This window comes from Dechloromonas hortensis, from assembly GCF_009469765.1.
Classification (GTDB): Bacteria; Pseudomonadota; Gammaproteobacteria; order Burkholderiales; family Rhodocyclaceae; genus Azonexus; species Azonexus hortensis.
The window spans coordinates 203,499-217,691 of the sequence record NZ_SSSQ01000006.1 but is presented as its reverse complement, the minus strand read 5'-3'; the positions used below and the strand labels follow the sequence as shown (position 1 = coordinate 217,691).

General features: G+C 57.2%; 16 protein-coding genes. 10 read left to right on the top strand and 6 right to left on the bottom strand.

The window, feature by feature from the left end; translation table 11 throughout:
• Together flgB and GH663_RS12075 are read left to right on the top strand one after the other, a co-directional pair.
• Positions 1-639, top strand: coding sequence for a flagellar basal body rod protein FlgB (flgB, locus tag GH663_RS12080; protein ID WP_153131980.1), 639 nt, complete (start codon positions 1-3; stop codon positions 637-639).
• The gene (locus GH663_RS12075) at positions 636-1,940 is read left to right on the top strand and encodes an HD-GYP domain-containing protein (RefSeq protein WP_153131979.1); all 1,305 of its coding nucleotides are present in this window, start codon (positions 636-638) and stop codon (positions 1,938-1,940) included. Before flgB ends, GH663_RS12075 begins: the two co-directional genes overlap by 4 nt.
• Positions 1,941-1,949: 9 nt before the next feature.
• Here GH663_RS12075 and copK read toward each other — a convergent pair whose 3' ends face one another.
• On the bottom strand, positions 1,950-2,228 hold the full coding sequence (copK, locus tag GH663_RS12070) for a periplasmic Cu(I)/Cu(II)-binding protein CopK (protein WP_153131978.1): 279 nt from the start codon (positions 2,226-2,228) through the stop codon (positions 1,950-1,952).
• A 106-nt stretch (positions 2,229-2,334) separates the two neighbouring features.
• Entirely contained in the window at positions 2,335-2,727 is a 393-nt protein-coding gene (locus GH663_RS12065; protein ID WP_153131977.1) for a CzcE family metal-binding protein, read from the bottom strand.
• 311 nt (positions 2,728-3,038) lie between these two features.
• Between GH663_RS12065 and GH663_RS12060 the strand changes: the two genes are divergently transcribed.
• Entirely contained in the window at positions 3,039-4,115 is a 1,077-nt protein-coding gene (locus tag GH663_RS12060; RefSeq protein WP_152090958.1) for a DNA-binding protein, read from the top strand.
• Positions 4,116-4,341: 226 nt separating this feature from the next.
• On the opposite strand, the gene GH663_RS12055 is transcribed toward GH663_RS12060, so the two are convergent.
• A complete protein-coding gene (locus GH663_RS12055) occupies positions 4,342-4,791 on the bottom strand; it encodes a carboxymuconolactone decarboxylase family protein (RefSeq protein WP_153131976.1) in 450 nt (149 codons plus the stop codon).
• Positions 4,792-4,969: 178 nt separating this feature from the next.
• On the opposite strand from GH663_RS12055, the gene pdxR reads away from it, so the two are divergent.
• A complete protein-coding gene (pdxR, locus tag GH663_RS12050) occupies positions 4,970-6,394 on the top strand; it encodes a MocR-like pyridoxine biosynthesis transcription factor PdxR (protein ID WP_246181577.1) in 1,425 nt (474 codons plus the stop codon).
• 33 nt (positions 6,395-6,427) lie between these two features.
• Here the strand turns inward: pdxR and GH663_RS12045 are convergent, their stop codons facing one another.
• Both GH663_RS12045 and GH663_RS12040 read right to left on the bottom strand, forming a co-directional pair.
• Entirely contained in the window at positions 6,428-6,745 is a 318-nt protein-coding gene (locus GH663_RS12045) for a hypothetical protein (protein ID WP_153131974.1), read from the bottom strand.
• A gap of 84 nt (positions 6,746-6,829) precedes the next feature.
• Complete coding sequence (locus GH663_RS12040; protein ID WP_153131973.1) at positions 6,830-7,255, bottom strand: hypothetical protein; 426 nt, start codon at positions 7,253-7,255, stop codon at positions 6,830-6,832.
• Between the two features lie 50 nt (positions 7,256-7,305).
• On the opposite strand from GH663_RS12040, the gene GH663_RS12035 reads away from it, so the two are divergent.
• Positions 7,306-7,671: a hypothetical protein gene (locus GH663_RS12035; protein ID WP_153131972.1), complete on the top strand. Its 366-nt coding sequence runs from the start codon at positions 7,306-7,308 to the stop codon at positions 7,669-7,671.
• Between the two features lie 19 nt (positions 7,672-7,690).
• Here the strand turns inward: GH663_RS12035 and GH663_RS12030 are convergent, their stop codons facing one another.
• A complete protein-coding gene (locus tag GH663_RS12030) occupies positions 7,691-8,065 on the bottom strand; it encodes a hypothetical protein (RefSeq protein ID WP_153131971.1) in 375 nt (124 codons plus the stop codon).
• Positions 8,066-8,087: 22 nt separating this feature from the next.
• On the opposite strand from GH663_RS12030, the gene GH663_RS12025 reads away from it, so the two are divergent.
• From GH663_RS12025 to GH663_RS12005, 5 genes are all read left to right on the top strand, one after another.
• Positions 8,088-9,659, top strand: coding sequence for a DUF4118 domain-containing protein (locus GH663_RS12025; protein ID WP_246181576.1), 1,572 nt, complete (start codon positions 8,088-8,090; stop codon positions 9,657-9,659).
• Positions 9,659-10,345 carry a response regulator gene (locus tag GH663_RS12020; RefSeq protein WP_211371134.1) on the top strand — a complete coding sequence of 229 codons (687 nt, stop codon included), beginning with the start codon at positions 9,659-9,661 and terminating at the stop codon, positions 10,343-10,345. The genes GH663_RS12025 and GH663_RS12020 overlap by 1 nt, the downstream gene beginning before the upstream one ends.
• A 31-nt stretch (positions 10,346-10,376) precedes the next feature.
• Complete coding sequence (locus GH663_RS12015; RefSeq protein ID WP_066881341.1) at positions 10,377-11,153, top strand: ferredoxin--NADP reductase; 777 nt, start codon at positions 10,377-10,379, stop codon at positions 11,151-11,153.
• A gap of 8 nt (positions 11,154-11,161) precedes the next feature.
• Positions 11,162-11,440, top strand: coding sequence for a hypothetical protein (locus tag GH663_RS12010; protein WP_153131969.1), 279 nt, complete (start codon positions 11,162-11,164; stop codon positions 11,438-11,440).
• Between the two features lie 170 nt (positions 11,441-11,610).
• On the top strand, positions 11,611-14,073 hold the full coding sequence (locus GH663_RS12005; protein WP_153131968.1) for a sensor domain-containing diguanylate cyclase: 2,463 nt from the start codon (positions 11,611-11,613) through the stop codon (positions 14,071-14,073).
• Positions 14,074-14,193: the final 120 nt, after the last annotated feature.

Genomic DNA, 14,193 nt, shown 5'->3' with positions numbered 1-14,193 from the left:
ATGGCAGGAATTCCATCCATTCCACCGGCTGCCAACACACCTTTATCTTCGGTTCAGGGCGGTCATGAGGGGCATGGAGGGGCGTCGGCCAACGCCGACAACGGGGGGTTTTCCCAGGCATTGAATCAGGCGATTGCTCAAAAGGCCAATAATCCTGAAGGCAGCCACGGCGCTCACAGCGGGCAAGTTGCCGGGACGGCTACCGGCGCGTCATCTGCCCACCCCAACCACTTCTCAATCGGGCAAGGTGGTCATCGCGGACATGATTTTCAGCAGAAAATGCTGGGCGTTCGAGTTTATCGACAGCAAATCCTGGCGTCGAATATCGCCAATGCCGATACGCCAGGCTACAAGGCCGTCGATATCGATATCGAAGAGGCCGCCCAAATCGTCAAAGGTGCATCGGGATCGTTGCCATTGGCAACCACCGCTACCGGCCATTTGTCAGGGGGTATGCAGGCACCACCGTTCCCGCTGAAGTACCATGTGCCGTATCAAACCGCAGCCGATGGTAATACGGTAGAAATGGACACAGAGCGACAGAAGTTCTCGGAAAATTCGCTGATGTACCAGTTTTCTCTGGATCGAGTTAGTGGTCACTTCAAGCACTTCATGGAATTACTACAGAGTTTAAAATGAAAACCATTGAACTCCCTGAAACTCCCCGGCAATTACGCCGCATGTTGGTGCGACGCCTTGGTATCGGTGCGCTCCTGGTTGGCAGTCTCGCTGGAGGTCTTGCCTACTGGGTAGAATCGTATCGCGTCGAGGAGCGTACCCTTGAGCAAGCCATTGCGGGGGTCAGGCATTTCGAGTCACCTGCAATGCAATTGGCTGTCAGTGGTGAGAAAGGTGATGGTCACTCCGCGATTTCGCAGTTGCTGACCGAGGAGTTCGTCGGGATTCGAGTTTTTGCACCCAATGCCGAGATGCTGTTTGATGTCTGGCGACCACTACCCGAAGCATTGAAAGAGGTTGCCCGACAGCAGCGTCATCCATGGCCAATCCCGCCCAATAGCCATAGCAAGCGAATCCCCGTGGCAGGAGAAGAACTGGTCCAGGTCATTCTGCCTATAACCGCCAATGACGGTCGTCTTGCAGGCTATGTCGAGGGAGTCAGCCTGGTGTCCCGGTCGGCGCTACAAGAGAGAAAACAGCAGATTCGCTGGGCTGCCTTGACGGCCTCTATATCGGTATTCATGGCGGCCATGTTGCTTTACCCATTGATGTCGGGATTGCTGAGCCGAACGGTGGCATTGTCGTCTCGGCTCCTGGAGTCCAATCTTTCACTGTTGCGTTCCCTTGGGAACGCCATCGCCAAGCGTGACGCAGACACCGATGCCCATAACTACCGGGTTACCTGCTATGCGATCACACTTGCCGAAGCGGTGGGCGTTGACAAGGAAACGATTGCCGAACTGGTGCTGGGCGCCTTTCTCCACGACGTTGGAAAAATCGGTATTCCGGATCAGATTCTGTTGAAACCTGGACGGCTGACGAGCGAAGAATTTCAGGTCATGCAGACTCACGCCGTACTGGGCATCGAGATCGTCGCCGGCAATCCCTGGTTGGCCGGTGCCGAGAAGACCATCCGGCATCATCACGAACGCTTTGACGGGAAAGGCTATCCAGACGGACTTTCGGGAGAGGTGATCCCGCTTGCCGCAAGAATCTTTGCCCTGGTCGACGTGTTCGATGCACTGACCTCCGTTCGTCCCTACAAACCGGCTTTGTCATTGGACGAGACGCTGAGCATCATGGAACGCGAGGTTGGGCAGCATTTCGATCCGGCGATCTATGCCGTCTTCCGACAGGTTGCCCCGATGCTCTACGAGCAAGGCCAGACCAGAGATCACGCCCAATGGATACTGGAATTGAAGGTAATGCTTGAGCGGTGCTTCAAAATGAAAACGGCCCCCGAAGGAGCCGCTACTGTATGAGGCGATCTCTTAGCCGCGGTGATCTTTGTGCAGCAATTCATCAACACGCCAGATTTCATTTCCGTTCATGATGATTTTTTTGCCATCCTTGGTTTCCATCACGTGACCAGACTCCATGTATGTCGCACGACCATATTTGTCCTCCATGCCCATCTTTCCGTCTTTGAAGATATAAACCGTCGAGCCGTCTTTCAGTTCGATGGACTTCTGCACTTGAGATGCATCAACGGCATAGGCGGAAACACCCAGTGAGCTCAGGGCCACGATTGCAAGCATTTTTTTCAACATTTTAAATCTCCTCAAGAAGTTGTACTGCAATACGAATGGTAGGGTGTTGATCCTGACAATTTGCCAACCGATGAGTGACAATTTCGTCACTCATCGGTCAGGCTGATCAACCGCCTTGGTAGGAAGGGTTCTCGGTTACATAGACGGTAATGCCGTCGGCTCCAGATACGATCTTGGAGAGCGGAAATGGCGCGGTGCCGAGCGTATCGAAGGTCCAGACGACACTCTTGCCACCGACATTGATCTTGACGGTTTCTAGGCGCGTCACGTTCAGATACTTGCTGCCGCCAGCCAGGGTGATTTCGCGGTCGGCATTTTTCGTGGCGGCGTAGCCAAACGAAGCCAGTTGATTTGCCGTCGGCGCGCTCTTGCTTTCTGAAACGTGGCTCAGCCAATGGTAGGTGCCGGCTTCGGAATAGTCTTCGTGAGCGTAGCTCGTTCCGGCGCCAGCGAGGCTGATCGCAGCAATCAGGGCAAGTTTGGAAAATTTCGTTTTCATGGTTCTCTCCTTGTGACATCGGGTTAATCGTGTCGGACTCATTTCGTCCAACCGTGATGCCATCTTAGGATTCCGATACCAACAGGACGCTGACCCCCGCGTTACGTTTTTGAAAGCTTATGTACGCAAATTGTCAGGAAGCGAACCGGCTATTTCGTACCATTTCTACATGAGTTTTCCGCTCGGTTGCTTCTTACAACAAATAATCAACCATTATCGCGTCTTATAATTACGATTTCTGCGGCCTTGAATTTCATTGAATTAGTATGTAATATCATATTACGTAATACAGTACGAAATTCGAGGATGCCATGGCCAGAGCCGGAATCTACAAGTCAGAAGTGGTGAGAGCGCGAGACAACCTGTTGGCGATGGGGCGTTACCCGTCGATCGATGCCATCCGTGGCGAATTGGGCAACACCGGCTCGAAAGGCACGATTCACCGCTACCTCAAGGAGATCGAGGAAGAGGAAGGCGGGAACACCGGCACCCAGGTCGCGGTCAGCGATGCCATTCAGGATCTGTCAGCCAGGCTGGCCGAACGTCTGCATCTGGAAGCCGATCAGCGCATGACCGCACTGACCGACAAACACAAAGCGGAAATCGCGTCTCTGAACGACGTCATGACTGCCTTGCGTAACGAGGTCGAATCGTTCCGTGGACAGGTCGAACGTCAAGCCCTCGATCTGTCCAATGAAAAAACCGCTCATGCGAACACCGTGGCGGCGCTTCAGGAAGAGCGGATTGCCCGTGCTCAAATGGCTCAGCGCATTCAGGACATGGAAGGACAACTAACCAAGGAGGAAACGCATCGTCTTTCCCTGGAAGAGAAGCATCAACACGCCCGCGAAGCGCTGGAGCATTTCCGTACTGCAGCCAAAGAACAACGGGAGCAGGATCAACGGCAATCCGAACAACAGATTCAGTTCCTGCAGGGCGAATTACGTTCTGCCAAGGACTCGGTGAATACCAAGCAGCAAGAATTGATCAGTAGCCACGAAAGCAATGCCAGGCTATCAAGTGAGCTTGGAAATGCACGCAGTGAACTTCATCGACAAGAGGGCGAGTTACGATCACTGCGTTCGGCCAAAGAGCAGTTGGCCGTTGCCGAGGTGAAAAACCAACAGTTGTTAGCGCAATTGGCGCAAGCCAATGCGCGGGTGACCGATCTGGACAAGGAAAACCAAGCGAACGTCAGCAAGCTACAGGAGACTGCGGAAACGGGGCAGCGGCTGGAATCCGAACTGATGGCGGCGAAAGCCGTTGTCGTCAGCCACGAGAAAATCTTTGAAAGGCTCGCGGCATTACAGGCGCCACAGGCAAAGAGCGTCAACGCAAAGAAGAATAGTGTTGACAGTCAAAATTCGCTTTTTAATTCAGACAAGTAGGCTATTTTCGGGGAATTTTTCATGATTCCCGGCCGACCCTCTATCTGAAGAAATAGTCCGGGTACGCAGCCGAAGAAAACGCCTGCTTATTAGGCGGGCGACGCAAACCCCTTCTCAGACAATGGATTAGCGCAACTACCCCAGTCATACTCCCAGGCTTATCCACAGGAAATGTGAATAAGCGGGCGGGCGGGCGGACCACGCGGCTCCCCTGCCCGCCTCCCGGTCAGGCGTCGGTGAGGGCTGGCGGCGTCCGCGAGGCAACCATCAAACGATTCCAGGCATTGATCTCGGCAATGCAAAAGGTCAGTTTCGCAATCTCTTCGGCGCTGAAGTGGGCCTGCACCTCCGCATAGACGGCGTCCGGCACATCCTGGCTGACCAGTACGGTGACCGCCTCGGCCCAGGCCAGGGCAGCACGCTCTTTGGCACTGAATACGGGGGCTTCCTTCCAGGTGGCAACCAGGTGAATCTGGTGTTCGCTGAGGCCGAACTTGCGCCCCAGCGGCACGTGCATGGCCACGCAGAAGGCGCAGCCGTTGATTTGTGAAATCCGCAACCTGATCAATTCAAGCAAACCAAGGTCCATCCCGGAGTTCTGAACACATGTGTGGACCCCGTACATGGCCTTGTAGCCGTCGGGAATGAGTTTGCTTACATCGAATCGCTGTTCCATTTTGCGTCCTTTATTACGTTGGTCATAACCCGCGCAGGGCTGATTGATAGTACTGAACGAGTGGTAGGATTGATATGTCCATTTATCATGTAATCTATTGGTCCACTATGGGGTAACAGCGATGCGGCGTGCGCAAGAACTTGAACTTGGCATCGGTCCTCAGCCGCCTGGAAGTACGTTGCAACGATGGCTCTATGGCGAACTGCGAGCCTCTATCCTTTCAGGACGGATCAAGGCGGGGCAACGCCTGCCTTCGAGCCGCGAACTGGCCAGACAACAAGGCATCTCGCGGGGGACCGTGCTGTCGGTCTACGAGCAACTGGCGGCGGAAGGCTACCTGGCCGGGACCACGGGGAGCGGCACCACGGTCGCCTGCACCCTGCCCGCCGTTGCCCCGGCGCCGGAGCAGCCCGCGACGGCTGCCGAGCCCCGGGGGCAACAGCGCCTTTCCTGGCAGGGCGAGCGACTCGCCGCCAGTCCCTTTCCGGTTTTTGAGGCGGCGACGCCGTTGCGCACCTTTCGTGCCAATCAACCGGACCTGCATGCGTTTCCCGTTGCCATCTGGCACAAACTGCAACTGCGCTGCAGCAAAGCCACCGATCCAAAGGCGATGGGTTACGGTGAGGCAGCCGGCCTCCGCTCGCTAAGGCAGGCCATTGCCGACCACCTCCGCTATTCGCAGCGGATTGTCTGCCGCACCGAGCAGGTCATGATCCTGGGCAGCGCCCAACAAGGACTGGACCTGTGCGCCCGCCTGTTGCTCGACCCGGGCGACTCGGTATTGGTCGAAGATCCCGGCTACCCCGGGGCCAGTCATGTCTTCGGGCTGACCGGTGCCAAGGTGATCGGCATGCCTGTGGACCACTACGGCATGAAAACCGAGCCCGCCTTGCCGGTGACGCCCGACATGCGTCTGGCCTACGTCACCGCCGCCCACCAGTCCCCCTTGGGCGGCGTCATGCCGATCGAACGTCGCCTGGCCCTGCTCGCCTGGGCGGAAGCCTGTAACGCGACCATCATCGAAGACGATTACGACAGCGAGTACCGCTTCAAAGGCACGCCGTTGTCAGCACTGAAGAGCCTGGATCAAGGCGAACGGGTGATCTACATGGGTACTTTCAGCAAGCTGCTCTACCCCTCCCTGCGGCTGGCCTACCTTGTGGTGCCGGATGGCCTGGTGGACGCTTTCGCTTCGGCTATTTCACTGACTTGCCGGCATGTCTCCCGGTTTCAGCAGGAAGTGCTGTCGCTGTTCATTGCTGAAGGGCACTTCGCCCGCCATCTGCGCCATATGCGTCTGCTCTATGGGGAACGGGCGGAAATCTTCCAGCAGGCATGCCAAGCCCATCTCCAGGGGCTCGTCTCGGTGCCCCCGATCACGACCGGGCTGGATGCGACCGCTTTCCTTCCCGAGCGCGCCAACGATCTTGAGGTCGCCAACCTCCTGGGCAATCAGGGAATAGAAGCCCGGCCGCTCTCGTTCTATCGGGTCAAGCAAATGCCGGCACCCGGGCTGGTGCTGGGCTTTTCGGCCTTTGACGGCGACGCCATTCGCGCCGGTGTTGCCGCCATGGGCCAAGCCCTGGAGCGCTGCCTGAAATAGCGAACGGTCTACAGGACGTTGCAGCCGGCCTGGTCAATAGCGCGGCATGGGGCGCTGGTCATTGCACCGGATCAGAATATTGCGGGTGCTGAAGGCGCCGGAATTCGGATCGGTACTGCCTTTTTCGATTGAACGGCCGGTCGACAGTCCCTCCCGGGTGACGGTTTCGAAACCATGAGCGCCACAGATTTCCGCCGCCTTTTCAAAACAGGTGTCGATGCTGAGTTCCCGGCCATTGCAAGTCACCTTGTGGCCGAGCGAGCCGTCGGCCAGGTAAATATCGTCAACGCTGACGCATCCCGACAGCGATGCAGTCGCCACCAAGCCAAGCAGCAGAACAGTCGAACGCATGGCGATCCTTGCCTCCCGAAAGCGATAAAGCTAGAGCATTTGCATCCATTGCATGCAAGCCAATTTTACCGTCGGCCGACGCCATCAGGCGGTAGGTGAAGCGGCCGAACCTGGCGAACGGCAATCGTTGGCCAACGGCTTGCTGGTCTTGCCATCGAGCAGCAGGCCCTTCCACGGCAGATCGACCCAGACCATCTTGCCGGCTTTGTCCTTGAAGCGAGGTAACCCAGAGAAGGAGTTGTCGCGCTCTAGATGGTAGCTCCGGCCATTCCAACCAAGCTGGATGCGGTAATTAACCTGTTCTCGATACTCGCGCTCGACGTTGACGCTCTTGCCGAGCTCGCAACTGTAGTTACCACTGGCCAGGGCGAGATCAAGCTGGCCATTGCGATGCGAAATGGGGGCTTCCGAAGACGGCAAGGTGCTTGCCTGGGGGTCTGGCGGCGAACTGGCGCAGGACGCCAGCGCCATGCACAAGGCAGCCAGGATCAGTAAAGGAGGATGTTTCATCTTCGTATTTTCCGAAAAGCCAACGGCAACTATTGTAATAGCGTCGATGGTTGAGCAAACTTCATCAGGCTCGCGGCAAGAACGCTTTCCGCGCATGTCTCGGGATGCGCTCAAGCCCTGCGGTCGACACCGATTCTTCGGCTTTTTCGCCGGTCCGGGCGGGCCGAATTGCGCAGTTTGCCACCACACATGATCAGCGCCGGCACCACCAGCAAGAAAAGCAAAACAATAGCAGCAAGAAGAAGGCGGTTATCGAGTATGGTTTGAAGCACGGCTTTCTCCTATCGACTCACTGCTTTTACTACCACCGATTCGACACGATCAAGGTTCGTTCAGTTCGACAATTAGATGTTTCCTGGGAAGGGGGGGCGCTGGCCGGAAACAAAAACGCCCCAAGCGAAACGAGGGGCGTTTGATCGGATTGCGGTAGCAGGATTATTTCCACTCGAAATAGATCGTACCGCCCTTCATGCCCGACCTGAACTCGCCTTCCAGGCGATTCTTGCCATCGACTTGCCGCAACTGGACGGAAACCTCTTCGCACTTGGCGTTGCCCGGAATGACAAACTGCCAGACGCCATTCTTGAAGTTGGCAAGGGTTTCGCCCGAACGGGTACACAGGTCGTTGAAAGTTACCTTCAGCTTGGCCATCTCGCTGCCTTGCATCTGGATCAGCTCGGCTTCCACTTTATTGCTGGCGCCATCCTTGGTTTGCTGCATGCCTGCCATCTTCGGTGGCAAGGCTGAAGCGGCGAACACCGGCAAGGCGACCAGACACAGGCAGGCGACTGCTATTTTGCGAACGATCATGTGAGCTCCTCGGTTGTGGACGTTGGATATTATCCCAATTGGGATTTTCGGGCGGTTCCATTCTTTTGATGGCATTTTTATACCCGCTTCCATAGCATCCGGGGCTATGAGATTTTTGCAGCAATCCAGCCAGGCAATTGGTTACTTCTGGGGCGTCTTGGGAACGTGTCTCGGTAGCCTGTTGATCAGTCCACTGCGCAATCTGGTCGATCTTTCGAATGTGGCGCTGCTCTACGTCTTGGCGGTGGTCGTGATGGCGGTCAGTTTCGGGCGCGGCCCGGCCGTGGTGACGGCATTACTGGCTTCCCTGTGCTACGCCTACTTCTTTGTGCCGCCGCATTTTTCCCTGGCCATTACCGAAGGACAGTACCTGCTGGCCGCCATCATCATGCTCGTTGTCGCGCTCGTCGTCAGTCATCTGACTTCCAGGCTAAAGCAGCATGCCGACTTTGCCAGCCGCAAGTCGGTCGAAAGCACGAAACTGTACGAACTGACCCAGGAGTTGGCCGGAGCGACAAGCCCGGACGCGGTCATCGAACTGACGACCGGATTCCTGGCCGCCTCATTTGGGGCGTGTCAGGTCCGCGTCTATTTCCCGGGCGACTTCGAGTCCGCATCCGGGCCTGCCTCCCCGGCCCTGCTCAAGCAATGCATCGAACAGCATGAGCTTCTGTCCCGCCCGACCAGTCAGGGCAGGTTCTATGCCCTGATTCCGCTGGCCGCTGCCAGTAGCAGTCAAGGGGTGCTGGGTTTCGAAGTCGAGTCTTCCACCCTGGGGTCGCAGGATGCGGTCGAGCACATTGAAACCGTGGCCTCGATCGTTGCCGTCGCGCTGGAGCGTTCGTATTTTGCCGAGAAAGCTCGTCAAACCGAGATCAAGCATGCAGCAGAGGCCTTGCGCAGTTCCATACTCTCGGCGTTGTCGCACGATTTGCGGACGCCGCTCACCGCCCTGGTCGGGATGGCGGAAACGATCGCCATGGGGAAAGTGCCGGCCGACAAGCAGCAGCAAATGCTGGAAGCGATCCGTAACCAAGCCGTTTCGATCAGCCAGCAGATGACCAACCTACTCGAGATGGCAAAACTCAGCGCCGGCAAGTTTAAACTCAACCAGGCCTGGCAGCCGGTTGAAGAGGTGATTGGCGCGACCTTGCAGCAGGTCGCTACGCAATGGAAAAACCGAACGGTGACGGTCGATCTGGCCAGGGATCTGCCGCCCATCAATATCGATGCCGTGCTGATCGAACGCGTGTTGTGGAACCTCGTGGAGAACGCGATCAAATACTCGCCGGCGGATACACCTGTTGAAATGCTGGTCAAGCGCGTCGATGCGGAAATGGAAATCGCCATCTGCGACTCGGGAACGGGCATCGCGTCGGACAACACCGAAACGCTGTTCGAACTGTTCCAGCGCGGTAAAACGGAATCGGAAATTCCCGGGGTCGGTCTCGGGCTCTCGATCGCCAAGACCATCGTCGAAGCGCACGGCGGAACGATCACGGCCCGGAATCGTGATGGCTGCGGCAGCTGTTTCCGGGTTCGGCTGCCCCTTGGGAATCCTCCTTGTTTTGAAGAAATGGATGGGCCAGCCTGATGGACATGGAAACCATCCTGATCGTCGAAGACGAGCAGCAAATTCGCGAAGCCGTCGCCATGGCCCTCCAGTGCGAAGGATTCAATGTTTGCGAAGCGGGCACCGCCAGCCATGCGGCCGTCCAGGCGGCTGCCCGCCAGCCTGACCTGCTCATCCTCGACCTCGGCTTGCCGGACCGTGATGGCGTCGATTTCATCCGCGACTACCGCGCCTGGTCCACCACGCCAATCCTGATCCTTTCCGCCCGCAGCGAAGAAAGTAGCAAGGTTGATGCCCTCGATGCTGGTGCCGATGACTACCTGACCAAGCCCTTTGGCATTGCCGAACTGCTCGCCCGCGTACGTGCCCTGTTGCGGCGGCGGCAACCCGACCAACAGGCATCACTTCCCACGCTGCTCTTTGGTGACTACTTGATCGACTGCGTCAATCGCGTGGTTACCCGCGCCGGCGTCGCCATTCACCTGACCCAGATCGAATATCGTCTTCTCGCCTTCCTGGCCGCCAATCCGGGCCGGGTCCTGACCCATCGCCACCTGCTGAGCCAGGTATGGGGCGGCCAGGCGGTCGAAAACCATCAGTACCTGCGGGTCTACGTCGGCCACCTGCGCCAGAAGATCGAAGACAACCCGGCTCAGCCCCGCCACATCCTCACCGAGATTGGTGTGGGCTATCGTTTTCAACCCTGATCATTTTTTCCTCATCCCTTTAGATATCCCTATGAGCGCCTATTCCACCGAAACCGTTTTGTCCGTTCATCACTGGAACGACACCCTGTTCAGCTTCCGTTGCACGCGCGGCACCAGCCTGCGCTTCACCAGCGGCCAGTTCGTGATGATTGGCCTGGAGGTCGACGGTCGCCCGCTGACTCGCGCCTACAGCATCGCCAGCGCCAGCCACGAGGAGCATCTCGAATTCTTCAGCATCAAGGTCGAAAACGGCCCGCTGACCTCGCGCCTGCAACACTTGAAGGTCGGCGATCCGGTGCTGATCAGCCGCAAGCCAACCGGAACGCTGGTTCTCCGCGACCTCAAGCCTGGCAAGCGGCTGTTCATGTTTGCCACCGGCACCGGCCTGGCGCCATTCATGAGCCTGATCCACGAACCGGAAACCTACGAACGCTTCGAGAAAATCATCCTGATTCATGGCGTGCGCTGGACCAACGAGCTGGCCTACCACGACTACATCGAGGAAGACCTCCGAGACCACGAGTATCTGGGCGAGATGATCCGCGAACAGCTGATTTATTACCCGACCGTGACGCGCGAGCCTTTCCGCAATGAAGGCCGGCAGACCGACCTGATCATGTCCGGCAAGCTTTTTTCCGATCTCGGCATCGAACCGCTCGATCCGGCGACCGACCGCGGCATGATCTGCGGCAGCCCGGCCATGCTGAAGGAAATATCGTCGATGCTGGATGGCTTTGGCTTCGAGATCTCGCACCGCATCGGCGAAATGGGCGATTACGTGATTGAACGGGCCTTTGTCGAGCAATAATCGGCAAGATGTCGAGTGACGGCAGCAACTCCGAAAGCAACGCGACTATTGACATCAAGTTTCGTTTGGAAAGTGTTGATTTTGAAGCGATAGAATCCGCCTTCGGTACATTGATCCGTGCCTTGGCCGATCATCAGGCAGGTTCTCCCGGGCAAGTGTCGGCTTGGGAGAACGGGATGGCCAACCTGCCCCAAGCGCTCGGCGATCGATTACCGCCGCTGGCCAGGCTCAATGATCTGGCCCGGAAAGCCTGGCCAACGGCCAACGATCAACTGAAAAACAATTGAGCAGTTTGTCCCAAATTTCAAGGCAATTAAACGGCGATTGCATACGCTTGGCGGCCTGACAATTGCCAAATCAAGCAGATGTCAGGACAAGAGCTTAGGTGTGGGTAGTAATGCATAATTACCAACTGATATAGTTCGCCCTTTACCTTTGTAATAGCTCCAGCCGCCCGATGGCGATAAAAACAGAAATAACTGCAGCCAGGCAATCCGACGGCCCCAATTGCCCGATCCCCCGTTGGACGGTTCAGACCTTGTTGGCATGGCTTGTGATCGCCTGCCTTGTCCCCGGCATTGTCGGGGCGGTGTTTTTGTTTTTCCATGAATACCGGGAGGGGCGTGCCCGCCTGGAAAAAGACACGATCCAGACGGCCCGTGCCCTGGTCCAGGCGGTTGATGCGCATCTGCTCAAAGCACAGGTCGCCGCCCAGTCCTTGGCCACTGCCGGCTCCTTGTCCAAACGCAACCTTGCCGATTTCCACCAGCGAGCGACGGCCTTGCTGGCAACGACCAAGGCAGGGAGCAACGCTGTCTTGACCGATCAATCCGGGCAGCAGGTCGCCAACACCCTCAAACCGTTCGGGCAAGCCTTGCCCAGGCACGGCAACCCCGCCGTCGCCCGCCGCGTATTTGAAACGGGAAATCCGGTAATTTCAGACTTGTTCATTGGAGGGCTGACCCAACAGCCGATCATGAGCATTGATGTTCCGGTACTGAGCGATGGGAAAGTGAGCTACGTGCTCAGCATCGGTATCGAACCCAAGGACTTCAGCGGCATATTGCTGGCCCAGCGGCTACCTAGGGATTGGGTTGCTGCCATTTTCGATACGACGGGGACGATCGTTTCCCGAACGCACAACGCCGATCAGTTTGTCGGGCAAAAAGGCACGGCGGAATTTATCCAGCGCTTCCAGAAATCCCAGGAAGGGGCCATGGAGACGATCACCCGGGAAGGAATTCCCGTCTTCTCCGTCTTCAGTCGCTCCACCGTCACTGGCTGGACGGTCGGGATCGGCATTCCTCGCCAGGCCCTTGAGGCGAATCTACAGCACAAACTTGTGATCATCGCCTTGGGCATGATTGCCCTATTTGGTTTCGGGGCCGGGCTGGCCTGGTTGATTGGCAACCGGATTGCGGTCTCGGTCCGCGCCTTGCAAGCCCCGGCCCGGGCGCTGGGTGCAGGCGGGCCATTGCCGGCGCCCGCGGTGCACATCAAGGAGGCCGCCGAAGTGCTTGATGCGATGAGCGAAGCCGAAAATTTACTGGAACAGCGTACGCTCAATCTCCAAGCTACCTATCAATCACTTTTGGTCAGGGAAAAGGAACTGCTTGAGGCGCACCGGCTGGGCAAGTTCGGCATCTGGCAGTGGAATGCCAAGTCGGGCGAAGTTATTGTTTCCGAGGAGATCCGCCATATCTATGGGCGCGACGTCCCCCCTTTCCCCGAGCAGCGTGGCACCCTCCTCTCCATCGAGTCCTGGGAACGCGTCAATGCCGCGGCGCAAGAGGCACTCAAAACGGGCATTGGGTACGACCTCAAATTGCAAGCCTATCGTAACGACGGTTCACACATCTGGATTCATGCCAAATGCGAGGCCATTCGCGACCCCGAGGGCGAGGTCGTCGCGTTGCGGGGAACCGTGCAGGACATTACCGAGCGCATTGAAGCCGAGAAGGCATTACACAATAGCGAGATCCGCTTCCGGGCAACTTTCGACCAGGCCGCGGTGGGTATGGCGCACGTTTCGCTCGAAGGAAAATGGCTGCACGTCAATGACAAAATTTGCGAAATTCTCGGTTATTCGCGTGAAATCCTGCTTGGCCTGACTTTTCAGGAGGTCACTTATCCGCCCGACCTGCATACGGACCTCGACTATCTCCAACAATTGCTGCTGGGGAGCATTCCCAGCTACAGCATGGAGAAGCGCTATGTTCGGCGGGATGGCAGCCTGACCTGGGTCAACCTGACTGTCGCACTGGTCAGAACGCCGGAAGGCGAGCCCGATTATTTCGTCTCGGTGCTTGAGGACATTCAATCCCGGAAAGAAACCGAGACAGCGCTGGACGAAGCACGCAAACTCTATCGGCAGCATCTCGAACAACAGGTGGCGGAACGGACGGAAGCGCTGATGCGGGCCAACCACGAACTGCAGCGACTTGCCCATCAGGATGTATTGACCAAACTGCCGAACCGATTGGCCGCGAACGAGCGACTGCGCCAGGAATTCCTGCGCCTGAAGCGCACCGGCAGCCCTTATTGCGTACTGATGATGGATATCGACCATTTCAAATCGATCAACGACACCTACGGTCATGAGACCGGCGACCATGTCCTTGAGCATTTTTCGGCGACGCTGGCGGGAACGCTTCGTGTCACCGACTTCGTTGCCCGTTTCGGTGGCGAAGAGTTTATCGCGCTAATGCCGGACACTGAAATCGAAGGTGCGATGGTTAGCGCCGAGAAAGTCCGCAAGGCGATCCAGGCAGAGAATTTCCCGGTGGTCGGACGGGTGACCGTCAGCATCGGCGTTGGTCTTTCCCGGGCCGAGGACGCCAATGAGGATGAAACTGTGCGCCGGGCCGATGCCGCCCTGTATTGCTCGAAGAAAGACGGACGAAACAGGGTAAGTTCATGAAACCAACGCAATATCAGGCTGCGCCATCGATCGATTGGGGTTGGGTCAAGCGTGAAAAAACAGGCGACAGAGCGTATTTCACCGGGCCTGCCGCCGAAAAGCCACCAAGGAAATCGAAAA

Bases quoted from the DNA above. Each gene is read 5' to 3' on its own strand.
- flgB (WP_153131980.1), top strand. From the start codon at position 1: ATGGCAGGAATTCCATCCATTCCACCGGCTGCCAACACACCTTTATCT.
- GH663_RS12075 (WP_153131979.1), top strand. From the start codon at position 636: ATGAAAACCATTGAACTCCCTGAAACTCCCCGGCAATTACGCCGCATG.
- copK (WP_153131978.1), bottom strand. From the start codon at position 2,228: ATGTTGAAAAAAATGCTTGCAATCGTGGCCCTGAGCTCACTGGGTGTT.
- GH663_RS12065 (WP_153131977.1), bottom strand. From the start codon at position 2,727: ATGAAAACGAAATTTTCCAAACTTGCCCTGATTGCTGCGATCAGCCTC.
- GH663_RS12060 (WP_152090958.1), top strand. From the start codon at position 3,039: ATGGCCAGAGCCGGAATCTACAAGTCAGAAGTGGTGAGAGCGCGAGAC.
- GH663_RS12055 (WP_153131976.1), bottom strand. From the start codon at position 4,791: ATGGAACAGCGATTCGATGTAAGCAAACTCATTCCCGACGGCTACAAG.
- GH663_RS12045 (WP_153131974.1), bottom strand. From the start codon at position 6,745: ATGCGTTCGACTGTTCTGCTGCTTGGCTTGGTGGCGACTGCATCGCTG.
- GH663_RS12040 (WP_153131973.1), bottom strand. From the start codon at position 7,255: ATGAAACATCCTCCTTTACTGATCCTGGCTGCCTTGTGCATGGCGCTG.
- GH663_RS12030 (WP_153131971.1), bottom strand. From the start codon at position 8,065: ATGATCGTTCGCAAAATAGCAGTCGCCTGCCTGTGTCTGGTCGCCTTG.
- GH663_RS12020 (WP_211371134.1), top strand. From the start codon at position 9,659: ATGGACATGGAAACCATCCTGATCGTCGAAGACGAGCAGCAAATTCGC.
- GH663_RS12015 (WP_066881341.1), top strand. From the start codon at position 10,377: ATGAGCGCCTATTCCACCGAAACCGTTTTGTCCGTTCATCACTGGAAC.
- GH663_RS12010 (WP_153131969.1), top strand. From the start codon at position 11,162: ATGTCGAGTGACGGCAGCAACTCCGAAAGCAACGCGACTATTGACATC.
- GH663_RS12005 (WP_153131968.1), top strand. From the start codon at position 11,611: ATGGCGATAAAAACAGAAATAACTGCAGCCAGGCAATCCGACGGCCCC.